The 17,924-nt window shown below is 65.4% G+C and carries 17 protein-coding genes; 7 read left to right on the top strand and 10 right to left on the bottom strand.

The genetic code is table 11. The features are described from left to right. Window positions 1-67: 67 nt before the first annotated feature. The gene (locus BN4332_RS17030) at window positions 68-394 is read left to right on the top strand and encodes a hemophore-related protein (RefSeq protein WP_084459300.1); all 327 of its coding nucleotides are present in this window, start codon (window positions 68-70) and stop codon (window positions 392-394) included. Between the two features lie 6 nt (window positions 395-400). On the opposite strand, the gene BN4332_RS17025 is transcribed toward BN4332_RS17030, so the two are convergent. After that, window positions 401-1,315: an IclR family transcriptional regulator gene (locus BN4332_RS17025; RefSeq protein ID WP_066899911.1), complete on the bottom strand. Its 915-nt coding sequence runs from the start codon at window positions 1,313-1,315 to the stop codon at window positions 401-403. A 109-nt stretch (window positions 1,316-1,424) separates the two neighbouring features. Between BN4332_RS17025 and BN4332_RS17020 the strand changes: the two genes are divergently transcribed. The 3 genes from BN4332_RS17020 to BN4332_RS17010 are packed head-to-tail and all read left to right on the top strand — an operon-like array spanning window position 1,425 to window position 4,474. Then, the gene (locus tag BN4332_RS17020) at window positions 1,425-2,552 is read left to right on the top strand and encodes a hypothetical protein (protein ID WP_066899909.1); all 1,128 of its coding nucleotides are present in this window, start codon (window positions 1,425-1,427) and stop codon (window positions 2,550-2,552) included. 3 nt (window positions 2,553-2,555) lie between these two features. Then, on the top strand, window positions 2,556-3,335 hold the full coding sequence (locus tag BN4332_RS17015) for an SDR family oxidoreductase (protein ID WP_066899907.1): 780 nt from the start codon (window positions 2,556-2,558) through the stop codon (window positions 3,333-3,335). Beyond that, a complete protein-coding gene (locus BN4332_RS17010; protein WP_066899906.1) occupies window positions 3,332-4,474 on the top strand; it encodes a sulfotransferase family protein in 1,143 nt (380 codons plus the stop codon). The genes BN4332_RS17015 and BN4332_RS17010 overlap by 4 nt, the downstream gene beginning before the upstream one ends. 72 nt (window positions 4,475-4,546) lie before the next feature. Here the strand turns inward: BN4332_RS17010 and BN4332_RS17005 are convergent, their stop codons facing one another. The 3 genes from BN4332_RS17005 to BN4332_RS16995 form a co-directional block, all read right to left on the bottom strand. Continuing rightward, window positions 4,547-5,032 (bottom strand): hypothetical protein, encoded by a 486-nt coding sequence (locus tag BN4332_RS17005; protein WP_066899904.1) that lies wholly within the window; start codon window positions 5,030-5,032, stop codon window positions 4,547-4,549. Further along, a complete protein-coding gene (locus BN4332_RS17000; protein WP_066899902.1) occupies window positions 5,032-6,195 on the bottom strand; it encodes a 3-ketosteroid-9-alpha-monooxygenase, oxygenase component in 1,164 nt (387 codons plus the stop codon). The genes BN4332_RS17005 and BN4332_RS17000 overlap by 1 nt, the downstream gene beginning before the upstream one ends. Before the next feature lie 108 nt (window positions 6,196-6,303). Continuing rightward, window positions 6,304-6,933, bottom strand: a complete 630-nt coding sequence (locus BN4332_RS16995) for a hypothetical protein (protein ID WP_066899899.1) — start codon at window positions 6,931-6,933, stop codon at window positions 6,304-6,306. 61 nt (window positions 6,934-6,994) lie between these two features. On the opposite strand from BN4332_RS16995, the gene BN4332_RS16990 reads away from it, so the two are divergent. Further along, window positions 6,995-7,519 carry a gamma carbonic anhydrase family protein gene (locus tag BN4332_RS16990; RefSeq protein ID WP_066899897.1) on the top strand — a complete coding sequence of 175 codons (525 nt, stop codon included), beginning with the start codon at window positions 6,995-6,997 and terminating at the stop codon, window positions 7,517-7,519. Here the strand turns inward: BN4332_RS16990 and BN4332_RS16985 are convergent. Further along, window positions 7,497-9,089, bottom strand: coding sequence for a PucR family transcriptional regulator (locus tag BN4332_RS16985; protein WP_066899895.1), 1,593 nt, complete (start codon window positions 9,087-9,089; stop codon window positions 7,497-7,499). The two genes, BN4332_RS16990 and BN4332_RS16985, sit on opposite strands and share 23 nt — an antisense overlap. A 130-nt stretch (window positions 9,090-9,219) precedes the next feature. Here BN4332_RS16985 and BN4332_RS16980 point away from each other — a divergent pair, with 130 nt between their 5' ends. Further along, window positions 9,220-11,283: a hydantoinase/oxoprolinase family protein gene (locus tag BN4332_RS16980; protein ID WP_066899893.1), complete on the top strand. Its 2,064-nt coding sequence runs from the start codon at window positions 9,220-9,222 to the stop codon at window positions 11,281-11,283. After that, entirely contained in the window at window positions 11,280-13,250 is a 1,971-nt protein-coding gene (locus BN4332_RS16975) for a hydantoinase B/oxoprolinase family protein (RefSeq protein ID WP_066899891.1), read from the top strand. The genes BN4332_RS16980 and BN4332_RS16975 overlap by 4 nt, the downstream gene beginning before the upstream one ends. A gap of 72 nt (window positions 13,251-13,322) precedes the next feature. On the opposite strand, the gene BN4332_RS16970 is transcribed toward BN4332_RS16975, so the two are convergent. From BN4332_RS16970 to BN4332_RS16950, 5 genes are read right to left on the bottom strand one after another with little or no spacing between them, the layout of a single operon-like run. Continuing rightward, window positions 13,323-13,742 carry a nuclear transport factor 2 family protein gene (locus BN4332_RS16970; protein WP_066899889.1) on the bottom strand — a complete coding sequence of 140 codons (420 nt, stop codon included), beginning with the start codon at window positions 13,740-13,742 and terminating at the stop codon, window positions 13,323-13,325. Window position 13,743: 1 nt separating this feature from the next. Beyond that, window positions 13,744-14,622 (bottom strand): TIGR03619 family F420-dependent LLM class oxidoreductase, encoded by an 879-nt coding sequence (locus tag BN4332_RS16965; protein WP_066900141.1) that lies wholly within the window; start codon window positions 14,620-14,622, stop codon window positions 13,744-13,746. A 5-nt stretch (window positions 14,623-14,627) separates the two neighbouring features. After that, window positions 14,628-15,800 (bottom strand): thiolase family protein, encoded by a 1,173-nt coding sequence (locus BN4332_RS16960; protein WP_066899887.1) that lies wholly within the window; start codon window positions 15,798-15,800, stop codon window positions 14,628-14,630. Continuing rightward, the gene (locus tag BN4332_RS16955) at window positions 15,800-16,861 is read right to left on the bottom strand and encodes a thiolase family protein (RefSeq protein ID WP_066899885.1); all 1,062 of its coding nucleotides are present in this window, start codon (window positions 16,859-16,861) and stop codon (window positions 15,800-15,802) included. The genes BN4332_RS16960 and BN4332_RS16955 overlap by 1 nt, the downstream gene beginning before the upstream one ends. Window positions 16,862-16,874: 13 nt before the next feature. Continuing rightward, window positions 16,875-17,867 (bottom strand): Zn-ribbon domain-containing OB-fold protein, encoded by a 993-nt coding sequence (locus BN4332_RS16950; RefSeq protein WP_066899883.1) that lies wholly within the window; start codon window positions 17,865-17,867, stop codon window positions 16,875-16,877. Window positions 17,868-17,924 lie beyond the last annotated feature (57 nt).

Below are 17,924 nucleotides of genomic sequence, written 5' to 3'. Positions count from 1 at the left end.
CCAAAACCTGCAAGCACATTCGCGATCGACGGGTAGAGTCCGGGCATCGGGGGGAGGAGGTCCGCGAATGATGAAACTATCGCCGATCAAAGTGGCTGTCGCCATCGGCGCCATGGCAATATCGCTGTCCGCCGGCGCGGGAATCGCGTCCGCAGATCCCAGGCTGGATTCGGCCGTGAATACCACCTGCAACTATTCGCAGGTGATGGGTGCGGTGAATGCGCAGAGTCCGATGGCCGGGGCATCGCCCGCGGTGCAGTCGGTTTTGCAACAGTTCCTGAATGCGCCGCGGGATGAGCGCCAGCGGATGGCCGAGGGTATTGCCGCTCAACCGGCCAACCAGCCCTACCTCGGGCTGCTGCAGACGGTATTCGACACCTGCAACAACTACTGAGCGGCGTCAGCGCTGCGGCTTGGTGCCGCCGAGCTGTTTGGTGACGGCGTCGGCTGTGGCCACCAGCGCGCGGGCCCGCTCGGTGATCTCCTTGTCCGTCAAGGCCGTTCCGATGTGCAGGGACGCCGCCATGATTTGACGCTGGTAGTGGTCGAACACCGGCGCGGAGATGACGCTGATGTCGTGTGGGGTGCGATGGCCCGGCTCTTCATCGCGCAGGTATACCCGCTCGCCGATATCGGACACCAACTCGCTCAGCAGCGCGCGCAGCTCGTCGGGCAGGTTGGTCGACATCCCCGCCATCAGCGCATAGAGCCTGCGTCCACCCGGCGTCAGCCGCTCGACCAGATACCCGTCGATACGGCAGTTTTCGATCACCCGCTGCAGGCGAGCGGACTCGGTGCGAAGTGGGACGGTCGGGGCCTTGGCCAGCCAGGCCCGTAGCGCATCGTCGTCCCACAACACGAACATCAGGCCGACGGGCGGTGCGAACGGATAGCTCTGTCCGACCTGCACGCCCGGGTCCCGGCCCGCCGGGCCGACCAGCTCGAGGACGGTGATCCGGTCATCGACGACCGCGGACAGGCCCGCGGAGGTATTGAACGCGGCTGACAGCGAGAGCAGTTCGGCGCGTGCGGAGGGATTGACGCGCATCGACTCCTGGGCCACGTGGCCCAGGGTGATCAGCGCCGGGCCGAGCCGATAGGACTTGTCCTTGCCGTTGTCGGCGGTCTCGCGCACCAGATATCCGGATTCGGTGAGGGTGCTGAGAATGCCCAGGCAGGTCGGCTTGCTCAGTCCGACCCGGCGGGCCAGCTCGGACAGGCCGAACCGCTCCTGCGGGTGGCGGGACAGGAAGTCCAGGATGGCCACCACACGGGCTGTGGGCGGTGAGGCGCGGCCGGCCGATTCGTCTGGCACCGATCCTCCTGGTGGTTCCGAGCGTTGACGCGAATTGGAACGCGTTCTAGTGTCAGGTAGGAAACTCTACCACTACGGTCCAATATTGGACCGAGAGAGCAGGGGTGGCATGTACTCGCAACCACTGGCCGACGCGATCGCCGAGGCCGAACGCCTGGTTACGGAGGCGCCGTTCATCGAATCTGAGGCGGATCTCCTGGAAGGCCTGCAGTACCTGGCCGGGTGTATCGCGGCCTGCACCCACGTCGCCTTCGACTACGACCGTGACCATCCGTTCCTGCACAGCGGCACCGGGCCCTTCACCAAGATGGCATTGGACAATCCCGACACGATGTACTTCGGCACCAGGTTGCAGCCTGGCCATGAGTACGTCGTGACCGGACGTCGTGGCACCACCACCGATGTGAGCTTCCAGCTGCTCGGCGGTGAGTACACCGACGAGGTGGTGCCCGACAGCGAGACGGCGTTCGACGACCGCAGGCTCGACATCGCCGCCGACGGCACCTTCGAATGGCGGTTCACCCCGGACACGCCGTCGCAGCTGGTGATTCGCGAGGTGTACAACGACTGGTCGGCGCAGCGCGGAACCTTCGCCATCGCGCGCACGGACACGGCAGGCACCGCACCGGCGCCGCTGACCCGGGAACTCATCGAGAAGCGTTACGCCGTTGCGGGCAAGCAACTGGTGCAGCGGGTGAAGACCTGGCTGCAGTTCCCGAAGTGGTTCTACGACAACCTGCCGGTCAACACCCTGACCGCGCCGCGGCTGACCCCGGGCGGGCTGGCCACCCAGTACTCCTCGGTGGGGCATTACGACATCACGCCCGAGCAGGCGATCGTCATCACGTTGCCGGAGACCGATGCGCCCTACCTCGGTTTCCAGCTCGGCAGCCTGTGGTACATCTCGCTGGACTACATCAACCACCAGACCTCGCTGAACGGCACGCAGGCCCAGGTTGATCCGGACGGCAAGATCCGCATCGTGGTGTCCGACGCCAATCCGGGCGTCACCAACTGGTGCGAGGCCCTCGGGCACCTGAAGGGTTACCTGCAGTTCCGGTGGCAGCGGGTGTCGCGTGAGCTCACCGAGGCCGACGGCCCGACCCTCGAGATCGTCGACGTCGACCAGATCGCCTCGGTACTGCCGTACTACGACTCCAACAAGATTTCCGAGCAGGACTGGCGCGAGCGAATCGCCCTGCGTCAAAAGCAGATCGGCGAAAGGATGGTGGGTTAGCCCATGACACTTCTGGAGAACAAGGTCGTGGTGATCAGCGGTGTCGGCCCCGCGCTGGGTACCACCCTGGCGCGGCGGTGTGCCGAGGCCGGCGCCGATCTGGTGCTGGCCGCCCGCACCGTCGAACGCCTCGACGAGGTGGCCAAGCAGGTCACCGACCTGGGCCGCCGCGCGGTCTCGGTCGGTACCGACATCACCGACGAGGAGCAGGTGAAGAACCTCGTCGATACGTCCCTCGAGGCCTACGGCAAGGTCGACGTGTTGATCAACAACGCGTTCCGGGTGCCGTCGATGAAACCGTTCGCCAACACCACGTTCGAGCACATGCGCGATGCCATCGAGCTCACCGTGTTCGGCGCCCTGCGGATGGTGCAGGCCTTCACCCCGGCCCTGGCTGAGAGCAACGGCTCCGTCGTCAACGTCAACTCGATGGTGATCCGGCATTCCCAGGCCAAGTACGGCGCCTACAAGATGGCCAAGTCGGCGCTGCTCGCGATGTCGCAGACGCTGGCCACCGAACTCGGCGAGCAAGGTATCCGGGTGAATTCGGTGCTGCCCGGTTACATCTGGGGCGGGACCCTGGAGAGCTACTTCACCCACCAGGCCGGCAAATACGGCACCACCGTCGAGGAGATCTACAAGGCGACCGCGGCGTCCTCGGACCTCAAGCGGCTGCCGACCGAGGACGAGGTGGCCTCGGCCATCCTGTTCCTGGCCAGCGACCTGTCCAGCGGCATCACCGGCCAGTCGCTCGATGTCAACTGCGGGGAGTACAAGGCATGAGCCGGACCAATGTCGGCACGGTCGAGGATCTGCACGCCTCGGCCGTAAAGGCCTGCGGTCTGGAGGATTTCGGTACCGACGATGACAACTATCTGGAAGCGCTCGGCGTGCTCCTGGAGTCCTACCAGCGCGACGCCGATCTGACCGAGCTCGGCAGCAAGATGCAACGCTTCTTCACCCGGAACGCACTGGTGGCCCGCCTGGTGTCGGAGGCTGCGTTCAAGCAGTACCCGCAGCACGCCGACGTGCCGATCGAGCGGCCGATCTTCGTCACCGGTCTGCCGCGCACCGGCACCACGGTGATCCACCGGTTGTTGGCCGCAGACCCGATGCACCAGGGTCTGGAGATGTGGCTGGCGGAGTTCCCCCAGCCGCGGCCGCCGCGGGAAACCTGGCCGGACAACCCGGTTTTCAGTGCGCTCGATGCCCGGTTCAAGCAGGCGCACGAGGAGAACCCGGACTACACCGGCCTGCATTACATGACCGCGGACGAGGTCGAGGAATGCTGGCAGTTGCTGCGGCAGTCCTTGCACTCGGTGTCATACGAGACGCTGGCCCACGTGCCGACCTACTCGCGGTGGCTGGCCCGGCAGGACTGGACGAAGTCCTACCGGCGGCACCGGAGGAACCTGCAGCTCATCGGGCTCAACGAACCCGAAAAGCGTTGGGTGCTCAAGAACCCCAGTCATCTGTTCGCCCTGGACGCGCTGTTCGCCACCTATCCGGACGCATTGGTCGTGCAGTGCCACCGCCCGGCCGAGACCATCATGGCCTCGATGTGCTCACTGTCGCAGCACACCACGGCCGGCTGGTCGAACACCTTCACCGGAAACGTGATCGGCGAAGATGCCATGGAGACCTGGTCGCGTGGGCTGGAATTGTTCAATGCCGAACGGGCCAAGCATGATCCGGCCCAGTTCTGCGATGTGGACTACTTCGAGTTCATCAAGGATCCCGTCGGTGCCGTCGAAGGCATCTATCGCACCTTTGGCCTGGAGTTCACCGACGCCGCCCGGCAGGCGATGATCGACAGCCACACGGCGAGCCAGCAGGGGCCACGCGCACCGAAGCACACCTACTCGCTGGCCGACTACGGGTTGACCGCCGAGGCGGTCAAGGAGCGGTTCAAGGGGCTCTGACCCTCCCGGTAGATACCGCAAACTGCCCGATTTCATTCGAAATCGGGCAGTTTTCGTCTGCCTGGGAAGGATCTAGCCGTCGCCGGGGGAGGGCGCCGAGGACACCTCTTCGAGGCATCCTTCTGCGACGGCATGCTTGATGCTGTCGCTCAGTCGCGGGCATGCCCGGGCCCGGGCCGGATCGCCGCCGGTGGCACGGATTTCGGCAAATGTCGCGCATCGCTGCACGGCCTCGGTGTTCCACTGCACCGAGGTGTGTTCTGCGCTGAGCTTCTTCACCTGCACGGTCACGTGGCAGAACCGGCAGTCGACCGATACCAGGCCGGAGGTCAGATAGCGCTCGCGATCACGTGCGCTGGCCTCGCGGACGGCAGCGGCACGTTCCGGATCGGACGCGAAATCCGGTGCTTTGGACCAGGTCCCGGCAGGCGAACCCGGCCGGGTGGCGCTGCCGTGATGGGCGTCGTCGTGGTCGTCATGCGCGCCGTGCAGCAGCAACATAGAACGGGCCAGGTCCTCGACGTCGGGGGCCTGGCTCCGCTCGTTGCGTGTCGTCATCAGCTGGACTGTGCGGTTTCTTTTTCGGCGGACTTCTGTTCGGCCTGAATCTTCAGGTTCTCCTCGACCTCCACATGCCACTTCTCGTTGGCCGCGGTGGTGTCGATCTCCATCTCGAACCGGTCGGTCATGTCCGGCGTGATGTCGGCGACGTCGACGTAGAACTGCTGGTACCAGCGGCGCATCTGGTAGACGGCGCCGTCCTCCTCGACCAGCAGCGGGTTGTCGATGCGGGTCTTGTGCTTCCAGATCTCCACGTCCTGCATGAAGCCCTGGCTGACCCCGTCGGTCATCGCGTTGGCCAGCTTCTGGGTGGTCTTGTCGTCCATGCCCTTGGGCTTCTCGACGATGACGCCCCACTGCAGCATGAACGAATCCTGGGTCACCGGGTAGTGGCAGTTGATCAGGATCGACTCGGCCTTGTAGCCGCTGTAGTTGTTGTGCAGCCAGTTGATCATGAACGACGGACCGAAGTACGAAGCTTCGGAATCCAGATGCGATTCGCCGTACTGGGTGCCCATGCCGCCGATGTCCTGACGGCCCACGTTGTGCAGGTACTGCGAGGCGATGTGCCCCTCGAAGACGTTCTTGAAGTACGTCGGCAAACCGAAGTGGATGTAGAAGAAGTGCGCCATGTCGGTGACGTTGTCGATGATCTCGCGGCAGTTGCTGCCCTCGATCAGCATCGAGTTCCACTGCCAGTCGGTCCACTCGTCGCTCGCCGCCTCGGGAATCTCGGGGATCCGAACCTCGGGCTGCGGGTCGTTGCCCTCGTGGTCGTGCCACACGAACAGCAGGCCGCCACGCACGTCGGTGTGCCATGCGCGGGTGCGGGCCAGCCGCGGGGTGCGCTTGGCGTACGGGACGAGTTTGCACTTGCCGTCGCCGCCCCAGCGCCAGTCGTGGAACGGGCAGGCCACCTCGTCGCCCTTGATGGTGCCCTGTGACAGGTCACCGCCCATGTGCCGGCAGTAGCCGTCGAGAATCTTCAACTCGCCCTTGGAATCGGCGAACACGACCAGCTTCGTGCCGAAGATCTCGACAGAGTGAGGCTGACCGTCAAGGAAGTTCTTGACCGGTCCCAGGCAGTGCCAACCCCGCGCGTAGCGGTCTGGCAGGGCGCCGGTGTCGATCTCTCTGATGCCGGCATGTTCGGTAGTCACGGTGGGCCTCCCGTATCTGTGCTCTCTAACTAGAACACGTTACAGTTTTTTGCTCCCTTCTGGCAATTACCGGGGCGTGACCTGCGGCATACCCGGCCCGTAAGTGTCTTATTCGCGCTCCGGCAGACCGATTCGGAGGGCGATTTGTTGCATCCGGCCGACGCTGGCGACCGTCTCCGGAGACACCGGATCGTCCGGGTTGCTGTCGAACTCCAGACGTACGACGGCGCGGCCCTGGGTGTACATCAGCAGCGTGACGGCCTTGGACCCGTCGGGCGCGGTGCCCGAGATCACGGTGCCGTTCGAACCGACCGGCACCGGCTGGGGCGGGCCGCCGGTCACCATGGTGCTCACCGCGGCGGAGGCCTGCTTGAGCGTTGCGGTGGCGGTTTCCACGTCCGGATAGATGAGGATCGTGTCGGCGATGGCTCGGGTGTCATCGGCGTTGACGAACAGCGCGCTGGCCCCGGACTGTCCGTCCGGGTTGACGTTGCTGGACCTGGCCGTGAACGTGTCCGGCGGAATGCTGACGTCCTCGGCCTGCAGCAGCAGGTGGCTGTAGTCGGACGCCTGCGACTTGGGCGACTTGGGAGCGGCCGACGATGTGGTCGGCGTGGCAACCCACGGGGTGCTCGGTGGGTTGTCGGCCGGGGCGCATGCGCCGGCGGTGCCGACGACGGCCGTGGCGAGACCGGTGATGAGCAGTGTCCTGAGGCGATGGGTTGTCGTGAGCGACATAGTTACTGATCAGGGTACGCGTCGCCGCGCTGAGGCCACTTTCCTGCGGTATATCTGAACGATGCCGCAGTATTCGTTCGAGGGCCGTGCGCCCGTGGTGGACCCAGGCGCGTTCGTCGCCCCGACGGCAACCCTGATCGGCGACGTGACGGTCGAGGCGGGCGCCTCGGTGTGGTTCAACGCCGTGCTGCGCGGTGACTTCGCGCCGATCGTCATCCGTCAGGGTGCCAACGTTCAGGACGGTTCCGTGTTGCACGCCCCGCCCGGAATCCCGGTCGACATCGGCCCGGGCGCCACCGTTGCCCACATGTGTGTGGTGCACGGCGCACACGTGGGCGAGGAGGCGCTGATCGCCAACCACTGCACGGTGCTCGACGGGGCAGTGATCGGCCGCCGCAGCCTGATCGCCGCGCATTCACTCGTGGTCGGCGGGACCAAGATTCCCGACGAGGTGCTGGTCACCGGGGCGCCGGCGAAGATTCGGGGGCCGATCGCGGGCACCGGTGCCCAGACGTGGGTGCAGACCAACCCGGCGGCATACCGGGAGCTGGCCCAGCGCTATCTCACGGGGCTCGTCGAGCTCTAGGCTCGCCGATCGCGGAAAGGTCGCCCTCGAGCGCGAGTACCTCGAGGCTCAGGTGGATTGCGGTGATCAGTGTCGGTGAACGCAACGATTCACCGAACATCGACTCGACGCGTTTGACTCTGTGCCGCACGGTATTCGGATGTACGTTGAGTGCCTTCGCCGTTTCTACGACGTCGAGGTCATGGCTGAAGAACGTGCGAATGAAGTCCAGGTAGCCGTCGTGCTGCCCGAGCACGGCGAGCTGTTCGGTGGCCTTGGCGGCGGTGGTCTCGCGGTGTTGTCCGGTCAAGAGCCAGTCCGCGATACCAACGTCTTCGAACTTTGTGTGGCGAAGGTTTCGGGTCTGTGCGGCCCGCAGCGCGCGCTGTGCGTTTCTGAGACGTTCCGGACCGGTGCGCACATCCTGAAACGGTTCGGAGAAACCGCAGACGGCGCCTTCCGGTTGGTTGGCGATCCAGCCGTTGACGGCGGGCACATCGGCAGCAAGCACGCCGATCAGCTGATCGGCGAGCTGTGCGAACATCACCGGCAGGCGCATCAACCTGGCGAGATCGAGCGCGTCGGTCTCCAGTGCGTCGAGCGCGGTGGCGGCTCGGGTCACCCAGCGTCCGGCGTCGTAACCATCCGAGGGAGACATCGCGAACACGCGCAACTGGGGCCGGTGCCCGAACCGTAACGACTCCAAATGCCCTTCGGCGCTGAATTGATCGATGATCTCACCGGCAACCAGCTCGCGCACGAACGCAGCCTGGCGTGCCCGGTTCTCCACCGCCGCCCGATAGCGCGACCGCTCGATCGCGTTGAGCAGGCGGACGGAGACCTGGAGAGTCGACCGGGCCAGAGCGTCGGGAACCTCGTGACGGGTCGAGGCGACCACCAGCCAGTGTGGTTCTCCGCCGGGCTCGATCGGATCCGCGGTAACCGACCACTTGCCGACGCTGAACCGTAGATGGCCGCTGCGGCCACGCAGTTGGGACCGCATCAGATGTGACGGTGCCTTGCCGGAGGACGCGACGACGTCGCCCAGCTCGTTGTACAGCAGTACGCTGCACCGCAATATCGCGGCCAGACGGGATATCAGCTCCTGCTCGGGATCGGCGGCGCCCAGCGCGTCGAGCAGCTGATCCTGCATCTGCAGTGCCCGCCGCAACGAGTGCGACTCGACTGAATGAGTCTGTTCCGCAACACGATCGATCACCGTCATGAAGGCGACTTCGCGGGGCACGGTGAACACCGCGAAGTGATGACGGTTCGCCTCGTCCACCAAGGCCCGAGGAACTTCATCGGTGACAACCCCGAGTCCGTACCCGAGCGCAGCGACGCCGGCCGAGACCAGCTCGCGCACCAGGCCCCGGAGCGCCTGCGCTGCTTTCCCGCTCTTGGCCTCATGGCCGTACAGCGAACCCGTCGTCAGCATGACGGTTCCAGGCTGCAGCCATTCGGATGGATGGGCGATCTCGATCGCGTGCGCGCCCGACAGTGGTACGTGCGGATTGCAGTCGCTCACCAGGGCGAGGCCGAGGGACTGATCCAACAGCAGATCAACTAGGCGGAAATCGTCTTTCTCCACTGGTTGCGGCGACCTCACCCCGGACGGTTAAAAACTCCAACGTGAGTGTAGTCGACAGTCACTTTCTCCAATTGGCTGCGGATTAGTGCAGCTCAATACTTGACCACACTTCACCAGAGGAGGCTTGCCAATGAAGCAGAACACAGCCACGAAGACCCTTCGTGTTGCTGTCGACGTGGGTGGGACGTTTACCGACGTGTGCATCTTCGACGAGCGTGACCAGAGCACGCGTGTCGCCAAGGTGCCGTCGACCCCGCACGACCCGATGGAAGCGGTCGTGGCCGGGGTGCGATCAGCGGGTGTCGACCTTTCGGCGGTGACCCTGTTCTCGCACGGCACGACGGTCGCCACCAACGCGTTGATCACGCGTCGTTTTCCGGCCGCCGCGATGGTGTGCAGCGAGGGGTTCCGCGACATCCTGGAGATACGCGACGGCACGAAAGACGAACTCTGGGATTCCTACGTCGACGTCGGCGCCCCGTACATCAAGCGGCGCAACCGGTACGAGGTGCCGGAACGAATCGACTATGTCGGATCGATCGTCACACCCCTCGACGAAGACAAGGCGCGAGACGTCGCACGCATCCTGCGGCGCAAAGGTGTGCTGACCGTGGCTGTCTGCTTCATGAACTCCTACGTCAACGACATCCACGAACGGCGAATGCGCGAGATTCTCATCGACGAGATCCCCGGCGTCACGGTGTCGACGTCAAGTGAGATCCTGCCGGAGATCTTCGAATACGACCGCGCGTCCACGACGGTGGCCAATGCGGTGCTCGCCCCGCTGGTGAGTGGTTATGTGAACCGACTGGAAGGCTCCCTGCGCGCCGACGGCTACGACGGCGACCTGTTGCTGTTGCACTCAGGCGGTGGATCGATGACGCCGGCCATGGTGGACCGGTATCCGGTGCGGTTGGCCGCCTCGGGTATTGCCGCGGGCGCCATCGCAGTGGCCGACATTGCTTCCCGCTGCGGATATCCCAATGCAATCGGCCTCGACATGGGCGGGACCAGTACGGATATCTCGCTGGTCTACGACGGCGAGATCCGCACCACCAAACGCTGGCAGGTCGAGTACGGCTTCCCGATCTGTTTCCCCAGCATCGAGGTGCTCACCATCGGCGCAGGCGGCGGCTCGCTCGCCTGGATCGACGAGGCCGGCTCCCTGCGGAACGGACCGCAATCCGCAGGTGCGGCACCCGGCCCGGCCTGCTATCGGCGCGGCGGTACCGAACCGACCAACACCGACGCCAACCTGGTGCTCGGCCGGCTGGGTGAGTCGCTGATCGGCGGCGAGCTGACGCTTGACGTGGACGCGGCGCGTGAAGCCGTGCGTAGCGGCATCGCCGAGCGTCTCGACCTCGACGTCGATACCGCCGCGTCGAATGTCATCCAGGTCGCCAATGCGAACATGGCCGACGCAGTGCGGCTGTTGTCCATCCGCCGCGGATACGACCCCAGGGACTTCGTCCTCGTGGTGTGTGGCGGGGCCGGCGCACTTCACGGAGCCGCTCTGGCCAAAGAGCTGTCGATCCCCACGGTCGTGGTGCCGGCTCATCCTGGAATCACCTCGGCGCAAGGGTGTTTGCTCGTCGACATCCGGCACGACTTGTCGGCGATGTTCCAGCGCATCGCTTCCGACGTCAACCCGGCAGAGCTCGAATCCGAATTCGCGCAGCTCGAAAAGGAGGGCCTCGCCCGGCTCCGGCATGAGGGGGTCGATGAGGATCGCATGCGTATCGACCGCTCGATCAGCATGCGCTACGCGGGACAATGGCGGTCGCTGAGCGTCACGGCAGACAACCGGGACGGGTTCTTGAACCGTGCGGTCGAACTCTTTCACGAAGAACACGAACGCGACTATTCGTTCCGCCGCGACGACGTCGACGTCGAGATCTACCAAATCGGCGTCCGCGCCATCGGTGAGACCCCGAAACCGCGGTTCCCCCAGCAGAATGCGTCGGATTCACCGGCACCGTCGCCCCTGACAATTCGTCAGGTCTACTTCGACGAGGTCGGCGGGCGCATGCCGACGCCGGTCTTCGACCGCGACGAACTCGTCGCCGGGAACTCGGTCGACGGGCCCGCCATCATCGACCAGCTCGACTCGACGACCGTCATACCGCCGTCGACCACCGCGGTCGTCGACGAGTGGGGCAACATTCGAATCCACATCCATCAGGAGCAGCAGTGAACGCCGCCAACACCACCCGCCGCCGCCTCGATCCGGTTACGTTCGAGGTCCTCAAGAACGCATTCGTGACCTCGGTCGACCTGATGAGTGAGCAGATCTTGCGCACCTGCTACTCGTTCGTCATCTACAGCCGAGACTTCTCCTCGGCGTTGTGTGACGCCCAGGGCAATACCGTCATGCAGGGCAGCCAAGACATCGCCGTGCACGTCGGAACGCTCCACTTCCAATGCAAAGCCGTGCTCGACGAGTTCGGCGACGACATCAACCGCGGTGACGTGTTCTGCGTCAACGATCCCTACCGCGGTGGCACCCACCTCAACGATGTCAGCTTCATCCGGCCGATCTTCGCCGACGGCCAGCTGATCGGATTCGCCCAGAACAAGGGGCACTGGGCCGATATCGGCGGCAGCGTCCCCGGATCTTTCGACGTCACCGCCACCGAGCATTTCGCCGAGGGACTGCGGATAACTCCGGTTCGCATCTGGCATGAGGGCCGATTTCTCGCAGATGTCGCCAAACTGCTGGTGGCCAACACGCGGGCTCCGGAGATCAGCTTGGGTGACCTGCACGCCCAGGCGGAGGCAACCGGCGTGTGCGAGCGCGAGATTCAACGACTTGTCGCCAAGTACGGCCGGGGCACCGTCGTCGACGCCATGGCCGAGGTGCAGGACTATGTGGAGCGCATCGTCCGGCAACGCGTCGCAGAACTGCCCGACGGCGAGTGGGTGACCGAGGACTATCTCGACTCGGATCCTTCGAAACCGGAAGGGATGGTGCCGATCCGGGTGAAGATGACCATCCAGGGCGATCAGCTCAGTTATGACCTGTCCGGCAGCGCTCCCGCGGTGGCGAGCTTCCTCAATTGTGGGTACGGCACGGCCTTCTCCGGAATCGTCGCGGGCACCAAGACCTTCTTTCCCGACGTGCCGCTGAACTCCGGACTCTACGCCGCCATCAACACCGATATCGGGCCCGAAGGCACCGTGGTCAACGCCGGCTGGCCGATCGCGGTGACCGGATTCTGTTCTGGTCCTTACGAAAAGATCATGAACGCCATCTTCGAACTATGGTCGGCGATCATGCCCGAGCGTGCCATCGCTTGCTCGTTCAACCTTGAGTACCTTCTCGTCGGCGGCCGCGACGCTCGAGGCGACGAACGCCCGTTCTTCATGTGGTACGACTGGATGGCCGGCGGTTGGGGAGGGCGCAGCACCAAGGACGGATCCACGGCGACGGCGCCGGTGTTCGGTGTGGGACTGGCCGTGCAGCCGTGCGAGGGGCAAGAACGCCTGACTCCGGTGCTGACGACCAAACACGCGATCATTCCCGACTCCGGCGGACCGGGTTTGTACCGCGGAGGCTGCGGCGTGACCAAGGGCGGCACGCTGACCGACTGCGAGAACACCGTGATGTCCTACTGTTGCGACCGATCCCGGTCGGTTACCTGGGGTATCAACGGCGGGCTCCCCTCGATTCCGCACGGCGTCTGGCTCAACCGTGGGACGGCCGAGGAAGCCTTCTTGGGATCGGTGTTCTCCAGCGTTGCGGTGCAGGCCGGCGACACCTTCGAGCGGCCGTCGGCAGGTGGCGGGGGACTCGGCGATCCCCTCGACCGCGCTCCGGAGGCTGTGCTGGAGGACGTGATCGACGGCTATGTGACCGTTGCGGGCGGCGCGCGCGACTACGGTGTGGTGATCACGCCGATCGACCCTGAGATCGACGAGTACGAGATCGACCACACCGCAACCACTGCGCTGCGCGCCGAGATCCGCGCAGCTCGCAAACAGTGGCTCGACGTCGACCCTGCCGAGGTCGCCGCCCGCTTCCGTGACCGAGAGCTCGACACGTTCGATCTGGTGCGCCGCTACGGCGTCGTGGTCGACTGGGGCACCGGTGAACTGCTCCCGAACACCACCAAACAATTCCGCGACCTGCTGCGGGTGCGGGCCGCCGAACACTGGGGCTGACGACGCGATCGGTTGGGCCCGGGTAAGGCACCATCGCCGTACCCGGGCTCTGCCGTCATCGGATCGCCGGGCTCAGCTCTCGATCTTCTCGGCGCTCGCGCGGTCCACTTCCCAGTAGGCGCGCAGCGCGACTAGTTGGCCCGCCTCGTTCGCCCGGTAGGTGAACACACCCGGGGTGGTGATGCGATGCCCGCCCATGGTGGTGACGATGCTGCCGATGTTGGCTTCCTCGTTGCCGCACTGGAACGTGTCGAGGAAGTTGAACTCGAGGTTGTCGGTCGGGGCGATGGCCTTGTCCCAGAACGCCGCAATGGCTTCCTTGCCTTGGTGGCCCTTGCCCTCCGGATCGAAGAACGACGGACCGATGGGGTCCTGCACGATCGCGTCGTCGGCGAAATTGTCCAGCCAGGCCTGTTTGTCCCTGGCCGCAACCGCGTCTCTGGACCGCTTGCCTGCCAGGTGAGCGGGGTGCTGGGGATCGGTGATGGGCATGTCAGTCCTGCCAGCCGGAGTGGATGTAGGTGTCGGCGAACCGCTTGAGTGAATCCTGTTTCTTCTCCAGCGGAGCGTCGAAACCCAGGCCTTCCAGCATCCACGGGATCACGATGTTGTCGGTGATGCCTGCCGCGGCGAGCTCACGGTGCCCGTCGAGATCGAACTTGTCGATGCACACCGCCTGGAACTCGAAAGGCTCCTCGGCCCGGCCGTATTCGGCCCGCAGCTTGTTGAGCGCCGTCACCGTCTCGGCCAGCTGCGCACACGTCATCATCGCGCTGGTCCAGCCGTCACCGACCCGGGCCGCCCGCTTGAGAGCCACCGGGGTGTGCCCCCCGACATAGAACGGAACGGGCTGCGAAGGAGCCGGGCTCATCTGCAGACGCTCGAAATCGTAGAACTCGCCGTGGTATTCGACCATGCCACCGGCGAGCACCAGCTTGAGCACCTCGATCATCTCGTCGACACGGGCCCCGCGCTTGGCGAACGGCACCCCGCACCACTCGAATTCCTCAGGTGCCCAGCCGATCCCTACGCCGAAGCCGAACCGGTTATTGGTCAGGTTCGCCACCGAGCCGACCTGGCGGGCCAGCAGGAGTGGGTTACGCGAGCCCAGCTTCATCACGTTGGTGTAGAACCGCAGCGTCGAGGTCACCGCACCCATCGACGCCGCCGCGATCAGCGGATCCACCCACGGGGTCTCGGCATTCCACATCCGCGAGCCGTCCGGGGTGTACGGATAGTCCGCGGCCTGCTTCTCCATGTAGAACAGCGAGTCAGGTAGCGCGATCGCATCGAACCCGACTTCCTCGGCGGTACGGGCCAATCCGGTCAGATGCTCGAGCGGGCCCATGGCCACACTGAGCGTGTACTTCATGCGCGTCATGACGTCGGCTTGTCAGAAGAGACCACCCACATGGAGTAGTACTGGGCGCCGCCGCCGTAGGCGTGGCCCAGCGCCTTGCGGGCGCCCTCGACCTGGTGATCGCCGGCCTTGCCCATCACCTGGATGGCCGACTCGGCGAACCGGATCATGCCGGACGCGCCGATCGGGTTACTCGAGAGCACACCGCCGGAGGCATTGAACGGGATCTTGCCACCGATGGCCGTTTCGCCGGCCTCGGTGAGCTTCCAGCCCTCGCCCTCGGCGGCAAAACCGAGGTTCTCCAACCACATCGGCTCGAACCAGGAGAACGGCACGTACACCTCGGCCACGTCGATCTCGTCGATCGGGCTGGTGATCCCGGCGTCACGCCAGAGGGCGGCCGCGGCATCACGACCGGCCTGCGGGTTCACCTGGTCGCGACCCGAGTAGGCCAGCGGTTCGGTGCGCAGTGCGGTGGCATGGACCCACGCGACTGGGTGTCCCTCGGCCACGCGGGCGTCGGCGGCGGCCTCGTCGCCGATCACCATGGCGGCCGCGCCGTCCGAGGACGGGCACGTCTCGTCGAAGCGGATCGGGTCCCACAGCATCTGGGAGGCCATCACCTTCTCCAGCGTGATGTCCGGTTGATGCAGGTGAGCCAGCGGGTTCTTGGCGCCGTTGAGCCGGTCCTTGACCGCGACCATCGCGCCGATGTGATTCGGCGCGCCCGAGCGGCGGATGTAGGCCCGCACGTGCGGCGCGAAGTAACCACCGGCACCCGCGCCCACCGGCTTGGTGAACGGCACCGGAATGCTCAACGCCCACATGGCATTCGATTCCGACTGCTTCTCCCAGGCCATGGTCAGCACCCGGCGGTACTTGCCGGACTTGACCAGGCTGGCGGCCACGATGGCGGTCGACCCGCCCACCGAGCCAGCGGTGTGCACGCGGATCAGCGGCTTGTTGGTCGCGCCGGTGGCATCGGCCATGAACAGCTCGGGCATCATCACGCCCTCGAAGAAGTCCGGCGCCTTGCCGACCACGACGGCGTCGATGTCGGCCATGGTGGAGCCGGAATCGACGAGTGCGCGGTCGATGGCCTCGCGGACCAATCCGTTCATCGAGACATCCGTGCGCTTGGCGACGTACTTGGTCTGGCCCGTTCCGAGGACCGCTGCTTTGTTAGCCATTATTTGCCCTCCAAGACCGCGACCAGATTCTGTTGCAGCGCAGCGCCGCTGGTGGCATGAGCGAGCACGCGCCCGGCGGATCCGTCGAAGATGTGCTGCGCGGCGAAGCCGATGCGCTCCAGGCCTGCCGAGAACATCGGGTTGGCGGCCAGCGCGCCGCCGGAGGGGTTGATCTTCGTGTTCTGTCCCAGTCCGATCGCCTCGGTGAGGATCAGGTGCTGGTGGGTGAACGGGGCGTAGATCTCGGCCACCTCGATCGAGCTCACGTCACCGCCGGTGGCGGCCTGAGCCGACGCGGCAGTCGAGGTCGAGACGGTCAGATCGCGGGCACCCAGTACCGGGGTCTCGATGCGGTGCTCGAAACCGGTGATCCAGGCCGGGTTTTCGCGGAGCTCACGAGCCCGGTCGCCGGCGGCCAGCACGATCGCGGAGGCGCCGTCGGTGATCGGGGCGATGTCGTGGCGTCGCAGCGGGTCGGCGAAGTACGGCCGGTCCAGCAATTCGCTGATGCTGCCGGTGACCTGCTCGCTGTCGGTGCGGCCGCCCGCGGCATACGAATCGAGGGCCACCTGCGCCATCTGCTCGGCGGTCCACTTTCCGGCGTCCAGGCCGAACCGGGCCTGAAGTCCGGCCAGCGACACGGCGTCCGGCCACAGCGGTGCGACGGTGTAGGGGTCGGTCTGCAGGGCCAGCACCCGGCGCAGCACACCCGCCGAGGACTTGCCGAAGCCGTAGACCAGCGCGGTGTCGACCTCGCCGGTGAGGATCTTGATGTAGGCCTCGTACAGCGCCCAGGCCGCGTCCATCTCGACGTGCGACTCGTTGATCGGCGGCACCGCGCCGATCGAGTCGATCGCCGAGATGAACGAGAAGGCCCGGCCGGCAAGGTAATCGGATGAGCCCGAGCACCAGAAACCGATATCGGTCTGCTGCAGGCCGAGCTCCTCATAGAGGCTGGCGAAACACGGCATCAACATCTCGACGCCGTTGGTGGTGCCATCAGTACGGCGCACATGCGGGGCATGCGCGAAACCGACGACAGCGACATCACGAAGAGTCATGTGGGGTTTCCCTTTACAGGTGGTGCTTGTAGCTGTCGTAGTCGGCGTCGGGCTCACCCGTCGGCCGGAAATGCGAGATGTTGTCGATGCCGAGGCCCCATTCCTCCTGGGGCTTCCACACCGCTTCGACTCGCATGCCCATCCGCACCTCGGACGCATCGATGTCGGTGACCAGATGCAGGAACGGGATGTCGGCGCCATCGAGCAGCACGTACGCCGCGACATACGGCGGCTTGATGCGCTGGCCCGCGAACGGGATGTTGATGATCGCGAACGTGGTGACCGTGCCCTTGTCGACCAGCTCCACGAACTGGTCGAGCTCCTGCCCGGTGGCCGGATCGGCCTCCTTTGGCGGGAAGTAGACCTTGCCCGTGTCACCGGTGCGTGCACCCAGCAGCTTGCCGTCGCGCAGGCCCCGCAGGTAGGTGCTCTCGGGACGCGAGGCGGTGTGCTGGATCTCGATGGAGGAGGGCACGACCAGCATGGTCACCGGTTCACGATCATCGGTAGCCACCGCGGGGACGTCCTCGGCGGTCTCGCCGGGGACGAAGTACGCGATATCGGTGATGGCACCAACTGGCTCGTCGACCCAGTGCACGTGCACCCGGGCACCGGTGGTCAGCTCGCCTTCGGCAACGTCCACGGCGTGCAGCAGCGGCGTGTCGGCGCCGTCGAGCTTGATCAACGCCCAGGCGAACGGCCGGTCCAGCGGCTGGCCTTCCAGCGGCTCGGGCTGCCAGGTCCAGGACATGACGGTCCCGACGCTGGAGACCGGTACGACCTCGGTCAACGGCTCGTAGGTGACCGGGTCATACTCAGCGGGTGGCACGTGCACGCGTCCGTCGGACCCGCGTACGCCGACGATCCGGCGCTCGCGCAGGGCGGTGAAGAACTGACTGAGCAGTGAGCCCACTGAACGGGTGTAGTCAAACGACAGTTTCAGTGGCGCGGAAAGTGGCGGCTCACGGTGATCTGTCGAGGCCGGGCGGCTTTGGCTGGCTGTCACACATCGAGTAGAACAGGTTCTAACAATCGTGGCAAGGACACGTCGGAAGGCAATCTA

This window comes from Mycolicibacterium houstonense, assembly GCF_900078665.2.
Taxonomy (GTDB): Bacteria; Actinomycetota; Actinomycetes; order Mycobacteriales; family Mycobacteriaceae; genus Mycobacterium; species Mycobacterium houstonense.
Note: the sequence above shows the minus strand (reverse complement) of the source record. Positions and strands in the feature narration are given on the sequence as shown.

Excerpts from the sequence above, each read along its gene's own strand:
- BN4332_RS17030 (WP_084459300.1), top strand. The coding sequence starts at position 68 with ATGATGAAACTATCGCCGATCAAAGTGGCTGTCGCCATCGGCGCCATG.
- BN4332_RS17020 (WP_066899909.1), top strand. The coding sequence starts at position 1,425 with ATGTACTCGCAACCACTGGCCGACGCGATCGCCGAGGCCGAACGCCTG.
- BN4332_RS17015 (WP_066899907.1), top strand. The coding sequence starts at position 2,556 with ATGACACTTCTGGAGAACAAGGTCGTGGTGATCAGCGGTGTCGGCCCC.
- BN4332_RS17010 (WP_066899906.1), top strand. The coding sequence starts at position 3,332 with ATGAGCCGGACCAATGTCGGCACGGTCGAGGATCTGCACGCCTCGGCC.
- BN4332_RS17005 (WP_066899904.1), bottom strand. The coding sequence starts at position 5,032 with ATGACGACACGCAACGAGCGGAGCCAGGCCCCCGACGTCGAGGACCTG.
- BN4332_RS16995 (WP_066899899.1), bottom strand. The coding sequence starts at position 6,933 with ATGTCGCTCACGACAACCCATCGCCTCAGGACACTGCTCATCACCGGT.
- BN4332_RS16990 (WP_066899897.1), top strand. The coding sequence starts at position 6,995 with ATGCCGCAGTATTCGTTCGAGGGCCGTGCGCCCGTGGTGGACCCAGGC.
- BN4332_RS16980 (WP_066899893.1), top strand. The coding sequence starts at position 9,220 with ATGAAGCAGAACACAGCCACGAAGACCCTTCGTGTTGCTGTCGACGTG.
- BN4332_RS16970 (WP_066899889.1), bottom strand. The coding sequence starts at position 13,742 with ATGCCCATCACCGATCCCCAGCACCCCGCTCACCTGGCAGGCAAGCGG.
- BN4332_RS16965 (WP_066900141.1), bottom strand. The coding sequence starts at position 14,622 with ATGAAGTACACGCTCAGTGTGGCCATGGGCCCGCTCGAGCATCTGACC.
- BN4332_RS16960 (WP_066899887.1), bottom strand. The coding sequence starts at position 15,800 with ATGGCTAACAAAGCAGCGGTCCTCGGAACGGGCCAGACCAAGTACGTC.
- BN4332_RS16955 (WP_066899885.1), bottom strand. The coding sequence starts at position 16,861 with ATGACTCTTCGTGATGTCGCTGTCGTCGGTTTCGCGCATGCCCCGCAT.